General features: G+C 72.0%; 15 protein-coding genes. 8 read left to right on the top strand and 7 right to left on the bottom strand.

The features are described 5' to 3' along the window. Positions 1-60 precede the first annotated feature (60 nt). From N6H00_RS36630 to N6H00_RS36620, 3 genes are read left to right on the top strand one after another with little or no spacing between them, the layout of a single operon-like run. Positions 61-1,863 carry a thiamine pyrophosphate-requiring protein gene (locus N6H00_RS36630; RefSeq protein WP_268976177.1) on the top strand — a complete coding sequence of 601 codons (1,803 nt, stop codon included), beginning with the start codon at positions 61-63 and terminating at the stop codon, positions 1,861-1,863. After that, on the top strand, positions 1,856-4,942 hold the full coding sequence (locus N6H00_RS36625; RefSeq protein WP_268976176.1) for an FAD-binding and (Fe-S)-binding domain-containing protein: 3,087 nt from the start codon (positions 1,856-1,858) through the stop codon (positions 4,940-4,942). The genes N6H00_RS36630 and N6H00_RS36625 overlap by 8 nt, the downstream gene beginning before the upstream one ends. Before the next feature lie 8 nt (positions 4,943-4,950). After that, a complete protein-coding gene (locus tag N6H00_RS36620; RefSeq protein WP_268976175.1) occupies positions 4,951-6,060 on the top strand; it encodes an enolase C-terminal domain-like protein in 1,110 nt (369 codons plus the stop codon). A gap of 27 nt (positions 6,061-6,087) precedes the next feature. On the opposite strand, the gene rraA is transcribed toward N6H00_RS36620, so the two are convergent. Beyond that, positions 6,088-6,624: a ribonuclease E activity regulator RraA gene (gene rraA / locus N6H00_RS36615; RefSeq protein WP_268976174.1), complete on the bottom strand. Its 537-nt coding sequence runs from the start codon at positions 6,622-6,624 to the stop codon at positions 6,088-6,090. 145 nt (positions 6,625-6,769) lie between these two features. On the opposite strand from rraA, the gene N6H00_RS36610 reads away from it, so the two are divergent. Together N6H00_RS36610 and N6H00_RS36605 are read left to right on the top strand one after the other, a co-directional pair. Next, the gene (locus tag N6H00_RS36610) at positions 6,770-8,044 is read left to right on the top strand and encodes a lactonase family protein (protein WP_268976173.1); all 1,275 of its coding nucleotides are present in this window, start codon (positions 6,770-6,772) and stop codon (positions 8,042-8,044) included. Positions 8,045-8,317: 273 nt separating this feature from the next. Next, positions 8,318-9,208: a GntR family transcriptional regulator gene (locus N6H00_RS36605; protein ID WP_268976172.1), complete on the top strand. Its 891-nt coding sequence runs from the start codon at positions 8,318-8,320 to the stop codon at positions 9,206-9,208. A 71-nt stretch (positions 9,209-9,279) separates the two neighbouring features. On the opposite strand, the gene N6H00_RS36600 is transcribed toward N6H00_RS36605, so the two are convergent. After that, complete coding sequence (locus N6H00_RS36600; protein WP_268976171.1) at positions 9,280-10,632, bottom strand: MFS transporter; 1,353 nt, start codon at positions 10,630-10,632, stop codon at positions 9,280-9,282. Between the two features lie 171 nt (positions 10,633-10,803). Here N6H00_RS36600 and acnA point away from each other — a divergent pair, with 171 nt between their 5' ends. Continuing rightward, entirely contained in the window at positions 10,804-13,479 is a 2,676-nt protein-coding gene (gene acnA / locus N6H00_RS36595) for an aconitate hydratase AcnA (protein WP_268976170.1), read from the top strand. On the opposite strand, the gene N6H00_RS36590 is transcribed toward acnA, so the two are convergent. Continuing rightward, complete coding sequence (locus tag N6H00_RS36590; protein WP_268976169.1) at positions 13,470-14,183, bottom strand: alpha/beta fold hydrolase; 714 nt, start codon at positions 14,181-14,183, stop codon at positions 13,470-13,472. The genes acnA and N6H00_RS36590 overlap by 10 nt on opposite strands. Positions 14,184-14,232: 49 nt before the next feature. On the opposite strand from N6H00_RS36590, the gene N6H00_RS36585 reads away from it, so the two are divergent. After that, on the top strand, positions 14,233-14,841 hold the full coding sequence (locus tag N6H00_RS36585) for a GDSL-type esterase/lipase family protein (protein ID WP_268976167.1): 609 nt from the start codon (positions 14,233-14,235) through the stop codon (positions 14,839-14,841). 90 nt (positions 14,842-14,931) lie between these two features. Here the strand turns inward: N6H00_RS36585 and N6H00_RS36580 are convergent, their stop codons facing one another. Next, positions 14,932-16,041, bottom strand: coding sequence for a zinc-binding dehydrogenase (locus N6H00_RS36580; protein ID WP_268976166.1), 1,110 nt, complete (start codon positions 16,039-16,041; stop codon positions 14,932-14,934). A 109-nt stretch (positions 16,042-16,150) separates the two neighbouring features. On the opposite strand from N6H00_RS36580, the gene N6H00_RS36575 reads away from it, so the two are divergent. After that, positions 16,151-16,813 carry a hypothetical protein gene (locus N6H00_RS36575; RefSeq protein WP_268976165.1) on the top strand — a complete coding sequence of 221 codons (663 nt, stop codon included), beginning with the start codon at positions 16,151-16,153 and terminating at the stop codon, positions 16,811-16,813. A gap of 13 nt (positions 16,814-16,826) precedes the next feature. Here N6H00_RS36575 and N6H00_RS36570 read toward each other — a convergent pair whose 3' ends face one another. The 3 genes from N6H00_RS36570 to N6H00_RS36560 all read right to left on the bottom strand — a co-directional run bounded on the left by N6H00_RS36570 (position 16,827) and on the right by N6H00_RS36560 (position 19,965). Continuing rightward, positions 16,827-17,714, bottom strand: coding sequence for an MBL fold metallo-hydrolase (locus N6H00_RS36570; RefSeq protein WP_268976164.1), 888 nt, complete (start codon positions 17,712-17,714; stop codon positions 16,827-16,829). A gap of 82 nt (positions 17,715-17,796) precedes the next feature. Further along, positions 17,797-19,155, bottom strand: a complete 1,359-nt coding sequence (locus N6H00_RS36565; RefSeq protein WP_268976162.1) for an MFS transporter — start codon at positions 19,153-19,155, stop codon at positions 17,797-17,799. Between the two features lie 117 nt (positions 19,156-19,272). Then, positions 19,273-19,965: a ribonuclease H family protein gene (locus N6H00_RS36560; protein WP_268976161.1), complete on the bottom strand. Its 693-nt coding sequence runs from the start codon at positions 19,963-19,965 to the stop codon at positions 19,273-19,275. Positions 19,966-20,101: the final 136 nt, after the last annotated feature.

Below are 20,101 nucleotides of genomic sequence, written 5' to 3'. Positions count from 1 at the left end.
CGTCCGGCGAACGGCTACTCCTGTGCGAGTGCTCCGTGCAGTACTACCGAGGAGGACGCCGTGGCTCAGGTATCGGACTTCGTGCTGACTCGTCTGCGCGAGTGGGGTGTGCACCGGGTCTTCGGCTATCCGGGGGACGGGATCAACGGTCTGCTCGGGGCGTTCGACCGGGCCCATGGGGACCCTGAGTTCATCCAGGTCCGGCACGAGGAGATGGCCGCGTTCATGGCCTGCGGCCACGCGAAGTTCACCGGCGAGGTGGGAGTCTGCACCGCCACCTCCGGCCCCGGCGCCGTCCATCTGCTCAACGGTCTGTACGACGCCAAGCTCGACCACCAGCCGGTGGTCGCCGTCGTGGGCCAGCAGAAGCGGCTCAGCCTGGGCTCCCACTACCAGCAGGAAATCCATCTGGACCGGCTGTTCGAGGACGTCTCCGAGTACTGCGAGATGGTCACCCACCCCGGCCAGGCGCGGCATGTCATCGACCGCGCCTTCAAGACCGCGCTGACCACCCGTGGCGTGTCGACCATCGTCATCCCCAACGACATCCAGGAGGAGGACGCCCAGCCCTCCCCGCCCAAGGCCCACGGATCGGTCTTCTCCAGCGTGGGCTGGAGCCGCCCCCGGGTCCTGCCCGACCCCGATGAACTGCGCCGCGCCGCCGATGTGCTCAACGAGGGCGAGAAGGTGGCCATCATCGTCGGGCAGGGCGCGGCCGACGCCGCGGACGAGGTCGTCGCGGTGGCGGACCTGCTGGGCGCCGGTGTGGCCAAGGCGCTGCTGGGCCGTGGCGTCCTCGCCGACGACCTGCCGTACGTCACCGGGCCGATCGGTCTGCTGGGCAGCACCGCCAGCGACAAGATGATCAAAGAGTGCGACACCCTCTTCCTGATCGGCACCAGCTTCCCGTACTCCGAGTGGCTGCCGGACGAGGGGCAGGCCCGCGGTGTCGAGATCGACATCGACGGCCGCATGATCGGTATCCGCTACCCCATGGACGCCCATCTGATCGGCGACGCCAAGGAGACCCTCCGGGAGCTCGTACCGCTGCTGCGGCGCAAGGAGAAGCGGAGCTGGAGAAACAAGGTCGAGAAGGACGTGCGGGAGTGGCAGGACATCTGCGCCACCTGGTCCGGCCAGCACTTCGGGGACCTCATCAACCCCCAGTCGGTGGCCGCCGAGCTCTCCTCGCGCCTGCCGGACCGGGCGATCCTCACCGCCGACTCGGGCTCGGCCACCAACTGGTGGGCGCGCCATCTGAGGCTGCGCGCCGGGATGGACGCCTCGCTGTCCGGCACGCTGGCCACCATGGGCCCCGGAGTGCCGTACGCGATCGCGGCGCGGTTCGCCCATCCGGACCGTCCCGTGATCGCCTTCGTGGGAGACGGCGCGTTCCAGATGAACGGCATGAACGAGATGATCACCGTCAAGCGCTATATGGACCGGCTGGCGGGTGGCCCGCCGCTGGTCTTCTGCGTCTTCAACAACCAGGACCTCAACCAGGTCACCTGGGAACAGCGCGCCATGGCCGGGGACCCGAAGTACCCCGCCTCCCAGGTCATCCCGGACATCCCCTACGGGGCGTACGCCGAGCTGCTGGGGCTGCGGGGCATCCGGTGCGAGGCGCCGAAGAAGGTGGGCAGGGCCTGGGACGAGGCCCTGGCCAGTGACCACCCGGTCGTCCTGGAGTTCAAGGTCGACCAGGAGATCGCGCCGATCCCGCCGCACCTGATGGCCCCCCAGGCGAAGAAGACGGTGAAGGCCGCCCTGCACGACCCCGAGCTGGCCGGCATCGCCCGCCGGGGCATACGGCAGAAGGCCGCCCAGTACGCCGAGCACCTGACGGGGCGCAGGCATGCGTGAAGGCGGGCAGCAACGCCAGGGAGTGCCAGGGGTGGACAGCGGGGGCCTGGAGCGGGCACTGCGTGCGGAGGTGGCCGCCGAGGTCAGGTTCGACGCGGGCAGCCGGGGGGCGTACGCCACGGACGGCTCCAACTACCGTCAGGTGCCCATCGGCGTGGTCGTCCCCCGCGATGTGGAGGCCGGGGCACGGGCGGTGGAGGTGTGCGCCCGCTTCGGCGCACCCGTCCTGTCGCGGGGCGGGGGCACCAGCCTGGCCGGCCAGTCGACGAACACCGCCGTGGTGATCGACTGGAGCAAGTACTGCGACGCCCTGGTCTCGGTGGACGCCCAGGCGCGCACCTGCGTGGTGGAGCCGGGGCTGGTCCTGGACGAGCTCAACCGCCAACTCGCCGATGACGGGCTGCAGTTCGGGCCGAAGCCGTCCACGCACAGCCACTGCGCGCTGGGCGGCATGATCGGCAACAATGCGTGCGGGGCGTCGGCCCAGGCCTATGGCAAGACCGTGGACAACGTGCGCCGGCTGGAGATCGTCACCTACGACGGGGTGCGGATGTGGGTGGGGCCGACATCCGGGGCCGAGCGTGCGCGCATCGCGGCGGAGGGCGGCCGCCGGGCCGAGATCTACGCCGGGCTGGACCGCATCGTCGGCGAGTATCTGGCGGACATCCGGCGCTACCCGAAGATCCCGCGCCGGGTCTCCGGCTACAACCTGGACTCGCTGCTGCCGGAGAACGGCTTCGACCTGGCGCGGGCCCTGGTGGGCAGCGAGGGCACCCTGGTGACGGTGGTGCGCGCCGAACTCGACCTGGTGCCCGTCCCGGCGTACCAGTCGCTGCTGGTGCTCGGCTACGACGACATCTGCGCCGCCGCCGACGACGTACCCCGGCTCCTGGAACACTGCGCGCCCAGCGAACTGGAGGCCCTGGACGGGCGGATGGCCCAGCTGATGCGCGAGGAACACGCCTACCTCGAATCGCTCAACGCCCTTCCGGAGGGCGAGAGCTGGCTGCTGGTGCAGTTCAGCGGGGACGGCCAGGAGGAGGTCGACGAGCAGGCGCACGCGCTGCTGCGCACGCTGGGGCGGGACGAGAAGGACGCCAGGGTGACCTTCTCCGACGATCCCCGGCGCGAGCAGCGGATGCTCAAGGCCCGCGAGGCGGGGCTCGGGGTGACCGCGCGGCCGCCGGACGACCGGGAGACCTGGGAGGGCTGGGAGGACTCGGCCGTCCCGCCCGAGCGGCTGGGTGACTACCTGCGCGATCTGAAGGGCCTGTTCGGGGAGTTCGGCTACGACCACCCCTCGCTGTACGGGCACTTCGGGCAGGGCTGTGTGCACACCCGCATCCCGTTCGGGCTGAAGACCGCCGAGGGGGTGGCCGACTTCCGCCGCTTCGTGGAACGCGCCGCCGACCTGGTGGCCTCCTACGGCGGCTCGCTGTCCGGCGAGCACGGGGACGGGCAGGCCCGGGGCGAGCTGCTCACCCGTATGTACGGTGAGCGCCTGGTGACCGCGTTCGGCGAGCTGAAGTCCCTGTTCGACCCGGAGAACCGGATGAACCCCGGCAAGGTCGTCGATCCGCACCCGGTCGACGGCCAGTTGCGCCTGGGCCCGGGGTGGCGGCCGGCCACCCCCACGACGGAGTTCGGTTACCCCGATGACGAGCACTCCTTCACCCGCGCCGTCATGCGCTGCGTCGGCATCGGCAACTGCCGCAGCCACCACGGCGGTGTGATGTGTCCGTCCTACCGGGCCACCAAGGAGGAGGAGCACTCCACGCGCGGCCGGGCGCGGCTGCTGTTCGAGATGCTCGACGGCCACGCGGACTCCGCCGTCACCGACGGCTGGCGCTCGACCGAGGTGCGGGACGCCCTGGACCTGTGTCTGGCGTGCAAGGGCTGCAAGTCGGACTGCCCCACCGGGGTGGACATGGCGACGCTCAAGGCCGAGTTCCTCGCCCACCACTACGCGGGCCGCCCGCGCCCGGCGGCGCACTATTCCATGGGCTGGCTCCCGGTGTGGGCCCGGCTGTCCCGCATCGCGCCCGCGCTGGTCAACACCGCGGTCCAGGCACCGGGCCTGGCCCGGGTGGGCAAGCGGCTGGCCGGGGTGGACGGCGCACGCCAGGCGCCCGTGTTCGCGCGGCGGTCCTTCCTCCAGTGGTGGCAGGCCCGTGCGTCCGGCACACCGGATCCGGCCGACCCGCGGACCGTGGTGCTGTGGCCGGACACCTTCAGCACCTACTTCCACCCCTCGATCGCCATCTCGGCCGTCCGTGTGCTGGAGGACGCCGGCTTCCGGGTCGCCGTTCCGACCAGGCCCGTGTGCTGCGGTCTGACCTGGATCTCCACCGGGCAGCTCACGGCCGCGAAGAGGGTGCTGCGCCGCACGCTGGGCGTGCTGCGGCCCTACCTCGAAGCGGGCACCCCGGTCATCGGCCTGGAACCCTCCTGCACCGCGGTGTTCCGGGCCGACGCCCCCGAACTGATGCCGGCCGACCAGGATGTGCGCCGGCTGGCCGGGCAGTTCCGCACCTTCGCCGAACACCTCGTCCACCACGCGCCCGACGGCTGGAGGCCACCCGCGCTCGCCCGGCAGGCCGTCGTACAGACCCACTGCCACCAGCACGCGATCATGAAGGACGACGCGGACCGCGAGCTGATGCGCCGCGCCCATCTCGTCACCGACGTCCTCGACGAGGGCTGCTGCGGGCTGGCCGGCAACTTCGGCTTCGAACGCGGCCACCACGAGGTCTCCATGGCCGTCGCGGAACAGGGCGTGCTGCCCGCCGTCCGCGCGGCCGCCCCCGGCAGCCTGCTGCTCGCGGACGGCTTCAGCTGCCGCACCCAGATCGAACAGGGTGACACCGGCCGCGGGGCCCTCCACCTGGCCGAGGCACTGGCCCTGGGGCTCGACACCACCCTGCCCAGCGAGCGGCCCGAACGTCTCGCGCAGCGGCCGCCGCGGCCCTCGACCGCGGCCCGGTGGACGGCCACCGCCGGCACCGCCGCGGTCGTGGCGACGGCCGCGGCGGGAGTCGGCCGCGCCGCCGTGCGGCACCTGCGCCACGCCGAGAGGTGATCCGGGGCGTGGCGGACACACCGGTCGTGGAGCGGGTGGACAGCGCCGTCTACACGGTGCCCACCGACGCCCCCGAGGCGGACGGGACCCTCAGCTGGGAGAGCACCACCCTGGTCCTGGCCACCGTCCGGTGCGGCCAGGTCACCGGACTGGGCTACACCTACGCCCCGGCGGCCACCGCCCAGGTCGTCGACGACCTGCTCGCCGGTGTGGTCACCGGCTCCCCGGCCATGGACGTGCCACGGGCGAACGAGGCCATGCTGCGCGCCGTGCGCAACGCCGGGCTGCCCGGTGTGGCCGCACAGGCGATCGCCGCCGTGGACATTGCCCTGTGGGACTGCAAGGCCCGGCTGCTGGGCGTGCCGCTCGTCCATCTGCTGGGCGCCGCCTGTGCGGACGTGCCGGTCTACGGCAGCGGTGGCTTCACCACGTACGACGACGAACGGCAGGACCGGCAACTGCGCCAGTGGGCCGGGGAGGAGGGGATACCCCGCGTCAAGATCAAGATCGGTGAGTCCTGGGGGCGGTGCGAGGAGCGGGACCGGCGGCGCGTCGCGAAGGCGCGTGCGAGCATCGGCGACACGGCCGCCCTGTACGTCGACGCCAACGGCGCCTACGGCGCCAAACAGGCCATCCGCGTCGCCGACGCCCTCGCCGACCAGGGGGTGACATGGTTCGAGGAACCCGTCTCCTCCGACCACCTCACCACGCTCACGGCGATCCGCGACCGGGTCCCGATGGACGTCACGGCCGGTGAGTACGGCTACACCCTGCCGTACTTCACGCATATGCTCGCCGCCGGCGCCGTGGACTGTCTCCAGGCCGACGTCACCCGCTGCGGCGGCATCACCGTCTGGCTGCGCGCCGCCGCCCTCGCGCACGGCCACGGCATAGAGATCTCCGGCCACTGCGCCCCGCACGCGCATGCGCACGCCGCCGCGTCGGTGCCCAACCTGCGCCACCTGGAGTGGTTCCACGACCACGTCCGCGTCGAACGCCTGCTGTTCGACGGCGTGCTCGCTCCGGACGGCGGCAGCGTCACCCCCGGCCGGAGCGGAGCGCCCGGCCTGGGGCTCACCCTGAACACCGGGCGCGCCCGGCCCTACCGGGTGCGCTGAGCCCGCCGGGCCCGAAGGCCGCTCGGGTCAGGTGCACGCGGGTCCGGCGGGCCCGGACAGTTCGGCGGGTTCGGCGGGCAGGAGGACGACGCCGTCGGTGTCGGCGTGCAGGATGTCGCCGGGGTGGAAGGTGACTCCTCCGAAGGAGACCGGTACGTCGACCGCGCCGCCGCCCGCCTTGCCGCTCTTGCGCGGGTTGACGCCCAGGGCCTGCACACCGATCCGCACCTCGGCGAGCGCGGTGAGGTCGCGGACGGCTCCGTGCACGACGACACCGGCCCAGCCGCCCGCCAGCGCGCGCTCGGCCATCAGATCCCCCAGGAGCGCCGTGTGCAGGGAGCCGCCACCGTCGACGACCACGACGGCGCCCTCCCCCGGCGTCCGCAGAAGGTCGTGGAGCAGGGCGTTGTCGTCGCGGCAGGAGACGGTCCGCACCCGCCCGGTGAAGGAGCGGGCACCCCCGAGCGAGCGGAACTGCAGATCGCATACGCGCAGGGCGGCGCCGTACCGGTCGGCCAGGTCGGCGGTGGGGAGCGGCCGGCCGGACGTCGGCTGGTCGGACATCGGGAACCTCCGGAACAGGGGTGGGTGAGCACGGGGCGGGTGGGCAACGCCGTATGCGGGCGCAGCCATCAGCCATCGCCCCTGTTGTATCAAACGCCATGTAGATACAATCTCCGGGTTATCATCCCCAGGGACGGGAGCGGACATGACACTTCCTGACAGCCACGCCGGCCATGGCCATCCGGGCACCTCGGCGATCGCCGCGCTGTCGCGCCGCGCGATGGTCACACTGCCGGTCGCCGCCATGGCGGCCGGGCAGATGACCTCGGCGGCGGCCCAGCCGGCCGCCGCCCAGGGCGCCGGACGCGCCGCCCGCACGGTGGCCTATGTGGGCTCGCGCACCACCGCCGAGCGCGAGGGCGAGGGAAAGGGCATCGAGGTCTACGAGGTCGGTCCGCACGGCACCGGATGGACATTGCTCCAGACCGTCGAGCTGGACAATCCGACCTTCCTGGCCGTCGATCACACGCGGCGGTTCCTCTACGCCGTGCACGGCGACTTCACCTACGCCAGCGCCTACCGGATCGACCCGGACACCGGGCGGCTGACCGCCCTGGGCACGCAGGAGACCGGCGGGCGCAACCCGGCACACCTGGCGGTGGACCCGTCCAACCGCTTCCTGGTGGTGGCCAACCACTCCTCCGGCAGCGTGGCCACCCTGCCGCTGCGGAAGGACGGCTCGCTCGGGCCGGTCGCCGACCTGCTGTCGCTGCCCGGCGAACCCGGCCCGCACCGCACCGACCAGACCGGGTCCAAACCGCACCAGGTGCCGTTCTCGCCGGACGGGCGGTTCATCGTGGTACCGGACAAGGGCCTGGACCGGATTTTCACCCTCACCCTGGACGCCACCTCCGGGAAGCTGTCCCTCGGCCCGGTGCCGTCCGTCGCCACGCGCGAGATGGCCGGGCCGCGGCACATCGCCTTCCACCCCAGGCGGCCGTTCGCGTACACCATCGACGAACTGCGCTCGACGGTGACCGTCTACCGGCACACCGGGCGCGGGGCGCTGGCGGCCGTGCAGATCCTGTCCAGCACGGAGTCCACCATGACCGGCGACAGCCGCGGGGGCGAGATCGCCGTCAGTCCGGACGGGCGGTTCGTGTACGCCTCCAACCGCAGCGGGGCCGGGGACAGCTCGCCCGGCGGTCCCGAGCCCGACACCCTCGGCGTCTTCGCGGTCTCGGCCGGGACGGGCATGCTGCGGCCGGTGGGCTGGACGTCGACGGAGGGCATCCGGCCGCGGTTCTTCTGCTTCGGCCCCGACGGGCACAGGCTGTTCGCGGCCAATGAGCGCAGCCACACCATCGTTCCCTTCGACGTCGACCGCACGAGCGGCACGCTGCGCCGCGCCGGCGAGGTGGTGGAGACCGGGTCCCCGGTGTGCGTCCTGTTCGTCCGGCTCGATCACCAAGGCGCCTAGGGTCTGTCGCCGAAGGGGGCGCCCGGCCGCGAGCAGGGGGCACCTCCCAGCGGTAGCCGGGGGAGGCTGGTGCGGTCGATCGCAAGGCGGAGCATCGCCCTCGTACTGGGCGTACTCGGATGATGCGACAACGCGGCGAGCGACCGTGCCAGGCGTCGGGAGCAGGGCGCCCCCTTTGACGACAGACCCTGGCTCCCCGGAACTCGCACGACGGGCCGTTACTCGTAGGATGGGGCGTTGCCGTCCCGTCCTACCCGACAAGCGCAGGGGCTGATGTCGCGCCCGAACCTGACCACCTCCATCGCCACCCGACTGGTGGACCTGATGCGTCGCACCGGCCTGGCGGAGGGCGCGCACGTCACCGAGCAGTGGGCGGCCGACGCGCTGGAGGTCTCCCGTACTCCGGTGCGCAAGGCCATGCTCTTCCTGGCCGACGTCGGCATCCTGGACCGGATCCCCAACCGCGGCTTCTTCCTCGCCCGTGACGCGAGCGCCCTGACCCGGCCGGACCTGACCGACGGCGAGGACGTGGAGCAGGCGGCGTACTTCGAGATCGCCGACGACTATGTCGGCGGCCGTTTCACCGGCTCGTTCACCGCGGCCGACATCAGCCGCCGGTACCGGCTGACGCCGCGCCAGGCCGGCCGGGTGCTGGCGCGGATGGAGGCCGAGGACCTGGTCCGGCGCAAGACCGGCGGCCGTGGCTGGGAGTTCCAGCACGTCATGGCCACCGTCGAGGCGCACGCCCAGAGCTACCGGTTCCGGATGATCGTCGAGTCGGCCGCCCTGCTGGAGCCGGGTTTCACCGTGGACACCGAGGCGTTCGCGCGCCACCGGCAGCAGCAGGAGGACCTGCTGCACGGGGACATCCTGCTGCTGCCGCGGGCGGAGCTGTTCCAGGTCAACGCCTCGTTCCACGAGATGCTGGTGGGCTGTTCGGGCAATCAGTTCCTGCTGGACGCCGTACGCCGGCAGAACCGGCTGCGGCGGCTGATCGAGTACCGCCACCAGATCGACCGCTCCCGGCTGACCCGTCAGGCCCGCGAACACCTCCACCTGCTGGACCTGATCGAGGACGGCCGCATCGAGGAGGCGTCGGCCTTCCTGCACCAGCACCTGGACACGGTACGGGAGATCAAGACCGGACCCGGCCACGGGGCATAGCCGCACAGCGCAGGCCCGCCGGTTCCCGCCACGCGAAGCGCGGGAACCGGCGGGCTTCTCGATGCCAGGGGCTACGGCGCCGGCACCGACGACGTGGGCGATGCCTCACCGGTGTCCGGCTGCCCGGCCGGGGTCCCCGCTCCGCCACCGACGCGCAGCGCCAGGGTGAGCAGGAAGGCGACGAGGACCAGGCCGCCGAGGAATATCAGCCCGCCGGTGGCCGAGCCCGTCGAGTCCTTGGCCCAGCCGATGGCGTAGGGGCCGAAGAAACCGCCGAGGTTGCCGATGGAGTTGACGACCGCCACCGCGACCGCGGCGGTGGAGCGGGTCAGGAAGAGCGTGGGCAGCGCCCAGAACGGCGACTTGAAGCCGTACAGGCCGGTCAGCGACAGCGCGATCATCGCCAGACCGAGCACGGGTGAGTGGGTGAAGCCGGCCGCGATCAGGGTGACGGCGGCCAGCGCCAGCGGGACGGCCGAGTGGAGCTTGCGCTCGCCGAGCCGGTCGGAGCGGCGCGACCACCACACCATGCCGAAGGCGGCGACGACATAGGGGATGGCGCTGATGAAGCCGATCGCGGAGTTGCCGAGGCCGTCCGAGAAGTCCTTGACGATCTGCGGCAGCCAGTAGCCGACGCCGAGGCTGCCGGCCTGGTAGACGAAGTAGACCACCGCCAGCAGCAGGACCTTGGGGTCGGCCATGACCTTGAGCGTGCTCAGCTTCCTGGCGTGCGGATTGGCCTGCTGCTCCTGGTCCAGCTCGGCCGTCAGCCAGGCGCGCTGCCGCTCGGTGAGCCACGTGGCGTCGGCCGGCCGCTCGGTCAGCACGAAGTAGCAGGCGATGCCCAGGAGTACGGCCGGGGCGCCCTCCAGGATGAACATCCAGCGCCAGCCGCTGAGGCCGAACCAGTGCACATGGTCCATGATCAGCGCGCTGAGCGGGGCGGCGAGGATGTAGGAGGCGGGGATCGCGGTGAGGAAGAGCGCGGTCGCGGTGGCGACCTCCTTCTTGCGGAACCAGTAGGTCAGGTAGACCACGATGCCGGGGAAGAAGCCGGCCTCGGCCACGCCGAGCAGGAAGCGCAGCACATACAGCTGCGTCGCGGAGTGGGTGAACGCCATGATGGTGGCGAGGATGCCCCAGCTGACCAGGATGCGGGCGATCCAGCGGCGGGCGCCGAAGCGGGCGAGGGCGAGGTTGCTGGGCACCTCGAACAGGAAGTAGCCCCAGAAGAACAGGCCGGCGGCCAGGCCGAACGCCTGGCTGCTCAGCCCCAGTTCCTCGTTCATCTGCAGGGCGGCGAAGCCGATGTTCGCGCGGTCGATGTAGTTGACGACGTAGAGCACGAAGAGGAACGGGAGGATGCGCCGGGAGACGGTGCGCATCGTCGCGGTGGCCTCGCGCTGATCGACATTGATCGCCATGAGGAGCTCCAGACGGCTCGATCGGGGGGAGCAGGTGCATCGCGATAGCGCGACGGTTGTATCAATAAGCGGCTTGAGACAATATGAAGACAGCTGATCGGAGCGTCAAGACATTGAGCTCCGGGATTTGTACTAGATCTGAAACAGATACAATCGTGACGGCAGGGGAACATGAACGCTGACCACACCGCCACCGCCGTACTCACCGTGGACGGCCGCTCCCACCGCTACCTGCCCCTGGACCGGCTCCTGACCCGCGATGAGCTGGACGCCCTCCCCTACGCGATACGGGTGCTCCTGGAGAACGTGGCCCGCAGGTCACCGGCGGCGCTGGCGGACGTGGTCGCCCGGATCCGGACGGGCAGCGGTGCGTGCGAGGTACCGGTGCACCCGAACCGGATCATGCTGCACGACACCACCTGCCTGCCGGCCCTGGCCGACTTCGCGGCCATGCGGGACAGCGTCGCGGAGCTGGGCGGCGCCCCGGAGCGGCTCCAGCCCGCCATCCCGGTCGACCTGACCGTGGACCACTCCGTCATCGTCGAGGAGTACGGCCGCCCCGACGCCGTCGAGCGCAACCTGCTGATCGACTTCCGCCGCAACGGCGAGCGCTACGAGATGGTGAAGTGGGCCGAGCGCAGCGTGGCCGACTTCCGTGTCGTGCCGCCCGGCACCGGCATCATCCACCAGGTCAACATGGAGGCGCTGGCCCGCGTCGTCTGGGTGACGGACGCGGCCGACGGCGGGTTGCCGGTGCTCCATCCGGACGTGCTGGTCGCCACCGACAGCCACACCCCGATGATCAACGCCCTCGGGGTCGTCGGCTGGGGCGTCGGCGGCCTGGAGGGCCAGGCCGCGATGGTGGGCGAGCCGGTCACCATTCCGTACCCCGAGGTGGTCGGCGTCCGCCTGCGCGGCCGGCTGCGCCCCGGGGTCGGCGCCACCGACCTCGCCCTCACCCTGACCGAACTCCTGCGCGCCAAGGGCGTGGTGAACACGTTCGTCGAGTTCTGCGGGCCCGGCGTCGCCGCCCTCGGCTGGGCGGAACGTGCCGCCGTCTCCAACATGGCACCCGAGTACGGCGCCACCTGCGTCTACTTCCCCTACGACGACGAGACCGCCGCCTATCTGCGGCTGAGCGGCCGGACCGAGGACCACATCCGGCTGGTCGACGCCTACCTCACCGCCCAGGGGCTCAAGCGGACCGAGCACCGCCGTGAACCGCGCTACGACCACGTCATCGACCTCGACCTCGGTGGCGTCGAGCCGAGCATGGCCGGTCCGAACCTGCCCCACCAGCGGCTGCCGCTCTCCCGCGTGCCGGAGTCGTACCGCGCGGCCGCCCCGGCCACCGCCCGCGGCCGGGCCGCCGACGAACGGGCCGCCGCCGAACGCGCCTTCGGTGAACGGCTGCCGGACGGCCCGGTCGCCCTGGCCGCCATCACCAGCTGCACCCACACCGCCAACCCGGCCCTGATGGTCCAGGCGGGTCTGCTCGCCGAACGGGCCGCGCGGGCGGGACTGACCGCCAAGCCCTGGGTGAAGACGTCCCTCTCCCCCGGTTCCCGGGTCGTCGAGGAGTACCTGCGCGCGTCCGGGCTGCTGCCCGCACTGGAGCAGACCGGTTTCCACATCGTCGGCTTCGGCTGCATGACCTGCATCGGCAACTCCGGCCCGCTGCACCCGGCGATGGAACAGCTCGCCGAGACCGACGCGGTCCAGCCCGTCGCCGTCCTCTCCGGCAACCGCAACTTCGCCGGCCGGGTCAACCCCCGGACCCCGCTGTCGTACCTGGCCTCCCCACCGCTCGTGGTCGCCTACGCCCTGGCCGGTTCGATCCTGCACGACTTCGCGCACGATCCGCTGGGCACCGGCCCGGACGGCCACCCCGTCCACCTCAAGGACCTGTGGCCCACCGACGAGGAGGTGGCCGCCCGCATCGCCGCCCATGTGGGCCCCGAGATGTTCCGGCGGAACGCCGAGCGCCTGCGCGAGGGCACCGACGCCTGGCGCCGCCTGGACGCCCCCGCCGGCACCCGCTTCCCCTGGAACCCGGCGTCGACCTACATCCGCCGCCCCCCGCATCTCACCGGCCTGTCACCGGCCGCCCCCGACCGGCCGGCCCTCACCCGCGCCAAGGTCCTGCTGCACCTGGGCGACGACGTGACCACCGACCACATCTCCCCGGCCGGCCGCATCCCCGCCGACAGCCCGGCGGGCCGCTGGCTGACCGGGCGCGGAGTCCCCCGCCGCGACCTCAACCAGTACTCCACCCGGCGCAGCAACCACGAGGTCATGCTGCGCGGCGCCTTCACCAACCCGGCCGTCGACAACCTGATGGTGCCGGACCGGCCGGGACCGGGCGGCCACGCGTACACGGCCGACCGCACCCGCGTGCTGCCCGTGCACCAGGCCGCGTCCACCTACCGGGAGGCCGGCTACGACCTGGTCGTGGTCGCGGGCCGCAACTACGGCGCCGGCTCCAGCCGCGACTGGGCGGCCAAGGCCCAGGCCCTGCTCGGGGTCAAGGCCGTCGTCGCCGAGTCGTACGAACGCATCCACCGCAGCAACCTGATCGGCATGGGCGTGCTGCCGCTCGAGTTCCCCGAGGGCGACCGCGCGTCCGCGTACACCTTCACCGGCGAGGAGCAGCTGACGTTCGAGGGGATCGACGAGCTGTCCGTGGGAACCAACCCGGTCACCTGGCACATCACGGGGAAGGACGGCGACCGCACCACCGCACGGCTGAGACTGCGGATCTTCTCCCAGCAGGAGCTGACCTACCTGCGCCACGGCGGCATCCTGCCGTACGTCGTCCGCAACGCCCTGCCGGGGCTTCAGCGCTGAGGGGCGGGACGGGCGTCCGGCTCCGACTCCAGGAACGCCGCCACCGCGGCCGTGAACAGCGTGGGCTCCGCGGCGTGGACCAGATGGCCGGCGGGGATGGTGACCATGCGTCCGCCGGGGATGCGGCGAGCCAGTTCGGCGACGTCCTCCTGGGGCACATGGCTCCGTGCGCCACCGGCCACGACCAGGGTGGCGGCGGTGATCCGGTCGAGCCCCTCCGACCACGCCGGGTCCGGGTCGTCGATCTGCTTCCTGATGGCCAGCGCCGTCTCCCAGTCGAAGGTCGGCTCGCCGTCCGGCCTGGCCGGAGTGGCCGGCCGCCGGGGGCGCAGCACCGCGGCCTCCTCCAGCACCAGCCGCGCCACCCGCCGCGGTTGGGCGGACGCGAGCAGGTAGGCCACGATCCCGCCCATCGAGTGGCCGATCAGGTCCACCCGGCCAAGTGCCAGCTCGTCCATGAACGCGAGCACATCGGCCCGCATGAGTTCGAGCGAGCAGTCCTTCGGCCAAGCGCTCCTGCCGTGGCCACGAAGGTCGAGGGCGTACACCCGCCGGCTTCGGGCGAGGACGGGCGCCACCGCGTCCCAGTCGGCGGCGCTCTCCCCCAGAGCGTGCAACAGCACCAGCGGCGGAGCGTCCGGCGGGCCGGACACCTGATAGGCCAGCCGCGTTTCTCCCAGGTCCACCGAACGGTGATCAGTCATGCCCGGAGGCTACGCGACCGGCCCACGCCCGGACGCTAGGGTCGGCTCAGTGAGCGGAACCATACGTATCTGTTTCATCGGGGACTCCTTCGTCCAGGGGATCGGCGACCCGGAACACCGGGGGTGGGTCGGCAGGGTGCTGGAGGCCACCGGTGGCGACATCACCGCCTTCAACCTGGGCATCAGGCGCAACACCTCCGAGGACGTCCTGCGGCGCTGCTGGCAGGAGGTCCTGCCGCGGACCCTGCCCGGCTCCGACAACCGGCTCGTCGTCTCCTTCGGCAGCAACGACACGGTCCAGGAGAACGGCACGGTGCGCGTCGACGCGGCCCGCACTGGGGAGAACCTGGCCTCGCTCCTGGAGGAGGCCCGGCGGCAGGCCATCACCCCACTGGTCGTGGGCCCACCGCCGGTCGTCGACGCGGGCGAAGAGCATCTGCGGCGTACCGCGGCACTCGCCGACGAGATGGCCGCCCTCTGCCGGGCACAGCACGTCCCGTTCATCGCCACGACCCTGGAACTGGCCGACGACCCGGTCTGGACCCGGGAAGCCCTGGCCGGCGACGGTGCGCATCCGGGCAGGGGCGGCTACCAGCGGCTGGCCGAACTCGTCGGCGCCGGGCAGTGGCGTGCGTGGATCGAGCAGCCGGGCTCCTGAGGCAGCCGTACTCCTGAGGCGGACACCGGCCGGGGTCTCGCCCCGGCCGGTGTCGGGCCCCGGCCGAGTGGACCGGGGCGGCCGTGGGCGTCAGGGCCGCAGCAGGACGCGGATCGGGTTGCCCTCCCGCTCACGCAGCCGGCGGATGCCCTCGTGCACGTCCTCCAGGGGGAGGACCGCGCTGACCGAACCGGAGATGTCCAGGCGGCCCCGGGCCGTCAGTTCGACCAGGTCCTCCAGGTGTTCCATGCGATACCCGGTGTGTCCGATCACGGTGTGGCGGTTGCGCACGAAGTGGATTTCCGGGCCCACGGCCAGCGGGTCGGGAGAGATGCCGACGAGCACCAGGCGGCCCCGGTGGCCGAGGGCGCGCTCGGCCTGGGTGAAGGCGGGGGCGCGGCCGACGCAGTCGAAGGCCACGTCCAGGCCCTTGCCCGCCGTGATCTCCTTCAGCCTGGCCGGGGTGTCCTCCTCCGTCGGGTCGAGCGCGAAGTCGGCGCCCAGCGCGAGCGCGCGCTCACGCGCGGCGGGCAGGGGGTCGAGGGCGACGATCGGGGACGCGCCGCACACGCGGGTCAGCTGGACGAGGTGGGTACCCAGACCCCCCAGCCCCCAGATGCCCACGGATTCGGCGGACCGCAACTGGGCGGTGTCGATGGCGCCGTACGGGGTGGAGACGGCGTCGGCGAGCACGGCGGCGTGTTCCAGGGGTACGGAGTCGGGCACGGCGATGAGCGTCGTCGCGTCCGTCAGTACGTACTCGGCCCAGGCTCCGTCGTAGTGGAAGGCCATCACCTGGAGGTTCTCACACGTGTTCGTGCCACCGCCGAACCGGCAGGCGGAACAGGTGCCGCACGCCTTCCCCGCGCCCAGCACCACCCGGTCGCCCGCCTTCCAGTGTCCGGCGGTGTCACCCACCGCCGCCACCACCCCCGACGCCTCGTGTCCGGGGGTGACCACCGGCAGCCGGGGCGCGATATGGCCGTCGAGCTGGCTCAGGTCCGACTGGCAGATGCCGCACGCGGCCACCTTGACCAGGACCTCGCCCGCGCCCGGCCGGGGCACCGGCACCTCCTCGACCGTCAGGGTGCGCGCGGCCGTGTCGAACCGCGCCGCGCGCATCGTGTCCGGGAGTGTGTCCGCCGCCGGGCCCGCCGTCGCGTGTGCGCCGGATCGTATGGGTCGTGCGTCCGAGGTCATCCGTGGTTCCTTTCCGGTCCAACTCCACAGCAGGGCGGCGTCACGTGGGATTGGCGCACATGTACCATCCAGCACCAACACGTTATGCGCCCAGATGAGGGAGCTTGTAGTGGACACCTCTGCCGACAATGCCAACCTGAAGTCCCAGTACGCGGCTCAGGTCGCCGCCGATCTGGAACGCAACACCGCCGAGCACGAACGTATCAGCTCCCAAATAGCAGCGCTGCGGGAGCAGTTGGCGGTACTGGAGGAAAACCGGGCGCTGCTGCTCACCATGCGGCAGACCCTTGGTGACGACGCCACCGCCGACGTACCGGCGAACGGTGGCTCCAGCGGCGCCGCGAACGGCGCGTCCACGGCGCCGGAGTCCGCGGCGCCGGAGTCCACCGCGCCGAAGTCCACCGCGCCGTCAGCGCCGCGCAAGGCGAAGAAGAAGGCCGACGCCACCAACGGCAAGCGGAAGCGCGCGGAGCCGGGCAGCGGCCGTGCCAAGCGGGCGCGGGAGGCGGACGCGCCCACGCTCCGGGATCTCGTCCGTGACCACCTCACCCAGCACGGCGAGCCCCGTTCCGCCGCCGAGATCACCGCCGCCGTCACACAGGCGCATCCGGACCGCGAGATCAAGGCCACGGTCGTGCGCAGCACGCTCGAGTCCCTCGTGGCGAAGGGCCAGGCACACCGCACCAAGCAGCAGAAGTCGGTCTTCTACTCGCCCGCCACCCCGGACCCGGCCGCCGGTACGGCCGAGTCCGGCGAGGCACCCTCCGCCTGAGGGGCCACGGCACCTACCCGGTCGTCTCGTCGGACCACGGGCACCACCGCCCGGAGCCGTCCACCGTTCCCAGTTGCTGGTCGGCGAAGTGCACACCGAAACCGAAGACCCCGTCCCGGGCGAGGTGGTCGATGAGACGGCGTCGTGACTTCTCGGCCTCGTCCGGGTGGGCGTCCAGCACCACCTGCCAGTCCGGGTGCCGCACCTGGACCGGTGAGTGCATGGCGTCGCCGAAGGCCACGATGCTCCGGCCGTCGCCGGTGTCGAGGATCCAGGCGGTGTGCCCGGGGGTGTGTCCGGGCAGGGACCAGGCGCGGACGCCGTCGGCGATCTCGGTTCCGTCGGCGACGAACGTGATCCGTTCGTCCCCGCCGGCCAGTATCGGGCCGTCTCCCAGGGCGGCGCCCTTCAGTTCACCCTCGCCGACCATCCACCGTGCCGTGGTGAACAGGCTCCGTGGATCCTCGACCGCGTCGGGCCGGGCCCATCCGGTGTGGTCGCCGTGGAGGTGGGTGAAGGCGACCATCTCCAGGTCGGCGGGGTCCACGCCGAGTTCGGTCAGCGCCGCGGGCAGGGTCCGCACATGGGTGAACCCATGCTGAAAGTGCTCCACGTCCTCGCCGGAAATGGACCCGTGGCCGGCGTCGATGAGCAGGCGGGTCGCTCCGCGCTCGACGAGCAGCGCTCCGCATCCCATGGCCAGGTGGCCCTCTCCGGTCATATGTGTGCGGTGCCCGTCCCAGTCCTGCGGGGTGGAGAGCGGGTAGACACGCGTGGGGATCATCGCGACACCCGCGTCGGGCACATAGGTCAGGGTGAGTTCACCGATGGTGCGCCGCCAGAGCCCCGGCAGCCGGGACCCGGAGCCGTCGGCGCCGCCGCCCTGCGTACCGTCCGCCACGGCACCGGTCCTGCCTACGGGTGTCACCACGGTGTGGGGCCTTTCATGAGGGAGAGTGGTCGGGACGGGGCAGTCGGCGGTCTCAGGCACGGTCGTCCTCCTGGGCCGCCGACGGAGCGGCGAGCGGTTCGGAGGGGCTGGGCCGGCGCAGCTCGAGGATCCAGATGCCGACCCCGGCCAGCGCGATCAGCGCGCCAAGGCCGCACATGCCCGTCCATCCGAGGAGCGGGTAGAGCAGTGCGGTCAGCGCCGAGGAGGCGGCGCTGCCGACGAACGCGGAGACCATGAGGGCGGTCGTCACCCGGCTGCGGGCGTGCGGGGCCCGGCGGTAGATCGCGCTCTGGTGGCTGATCAGCAGGGACTGCTGGGCGAGGTTGAGCGCCATGATGCCGACGATCAGCGCGGTCAGACCGGCCGCTCCGCCCAGGCCGGCGGCGGCGAGCACACCCCAGCTGCCGGTCAGCAGGATCAGCCCGCCCGTCACCACCTGACGGCCACGGCCGCGGTCCGCGAGCCGGCCGGCGAGGACGGCGGCGACAGCTCCGACGACCCCGGCCAGGCCGAACAGGCCGATGGCGGCAGGCCGGTAGTTGTACGGCGGGTTGGCCAGCAGGAACGACGACGCGGTCCACAGGATGGTGAAGCAGCCCATCCCGACCGCGGCCAGGCCCATGCGCCGGCGCAGCAGCGGCTCGGTGCGCACCAGCATGAGTACCGAGCGCAGCAGCCGGGGGTAGGCCGTGCTCTCCGGCGGCGGTACGGGGCTCAGGACCAGGCGCAGGGTGACGGCCAGCACGACCATCAGGACGGCCGCGACGATAAACACCAGCTGCCATCCGCCGATCTGGGCGAGCAGCCCGGCGAGGGTGCGGGCGAACATGATGCCGATGAGCAGACCGCTCATCACCGTGCCCACCACCGAGCCGCGTTCGTGGTCGGCGGCGAGCGACGCGGCCATGGGCACCACGATCTGGGCCACCGCCGATGTCACCCCCACCGCCGCGATCGCGGCGAGCAGGGGACCCAGCGACGGGGACGCGGCCGCGCCGAGCAGGGCCACGGCGGTGAGTCCGAGCAACACGCTGACCAGACGGCGACGTTCGAGCACATCGCCCAGGGGCACCAGCAGTGCCAGCGAGAGCGCATAGCCGATCTGGGAGGCGGTGACGACCAGTCCACCGGCCCCTTCGGACACCCCGAGCGCCTTCGCGATGACGGGCAGCAAGGGCTGGGCGTAGTAGATGTTGGCCACCGCCGAGCCGCACACGAGCGACAGCAGCAGCACCGTCGCCCGGCTCAGCCCGGCGGAACCCCCGCGGGGGTCGGGTGCGGCGACCGCCGGGGGGCCGGGCGCCACCGACTGTGCGGGCGCCACGGCGGCCGGGCCGGGCGCCGCGGTCAGGCATGACGTACTGCCCGACAGCAATTCTGGATCGTTCATGCCAGAACATTCACCCGGACCGAACTCGACTGTCAAGCAACTTCGGGACCGATCGATCCAGAAGTGAGGGAGCACACACCTCGGAAGGCACACACCACAGAATTTCCGTGCCCGGTCTCAGGTGGCGCAGGACGGGTGGCCCCAGCCGTCGGCGTTCTTCATGATCGTTTCACCCTTGGCATAGGGCGTGCCGCAGCGGCACCGGCCGGGGAACTTCGCCTTGACGGACCCCTTCGAGCGGGCGCCCCTCCCCCGCTGGGCCGTCGTCGTGCGCGGGCGCGCCGCGCCACCGCGGCCTGCCGGGCGCGTCGCCGTCCGGTCCTCGGGGGGTGGCAGGGCGGAGCCGAGCGAGGAGCCCGCGGGCTGCTGTGTGCGGGCCGTGTGGCTGGCCGCCCGGTCGGCGGCCGCGTTGAACGGATCACCGTCGATCTGGTGGGCCGGCACATAGACGAATTCCACCGTGCGGCCGCCCAAGAGCTCATCGATACGCATCACCAGCTCGCGGTTGGCCACCGGCGAACCCGATGCGGTCTTCCACCCCTTCTTCCGCCATCCGGGCAGCCATGTGGTGACCGCCTTCATCGCATACTGGGAGTCCATCCGCACCTGTAGCGGCACGACCGCGTCGGTGGACTCCAACAGCCGCTCCAACGCGGTGAGTTCGGCCACATTGTTGGTCGCGGTGCCCAGCGGCCCGGCCTCCCAGCGCTCCACCGCTCCATCGGTGCCGCCGATGACCCACGCCCAGGCCGCGGGCCCGGGATTTCCCTTCGATGCCCCGTCACACGCGGCGATGATCTGTTCAGCCATACGCCGATATTGCCAGCACTCCGCCACCGCCGGCACGTCTCCTCCGGCACGGCGGAGGGCAGCACACGCAGGGGCGACCACCGGGTGTTCACCGGATTCACGCCGAACGAGCACAGCATGGACACATGTTCGGGCG

Origin of the sequence: Streptomyces sp. S465, from assembly GCF_026898115.1 — a bacterium.
GTDB classification, from domain to species: Bacteria; Actinomycetota; Actinomycetes; order Streptomycetales; family Streptomycetaceae; genus Streptomyces; species Streptomyces luomodiensis.
The sequence above is the reverse complement of the archived record's forward strand: the minus strand, read 5'-3'. Positions and strand labels throughout refer to the sequence as shown.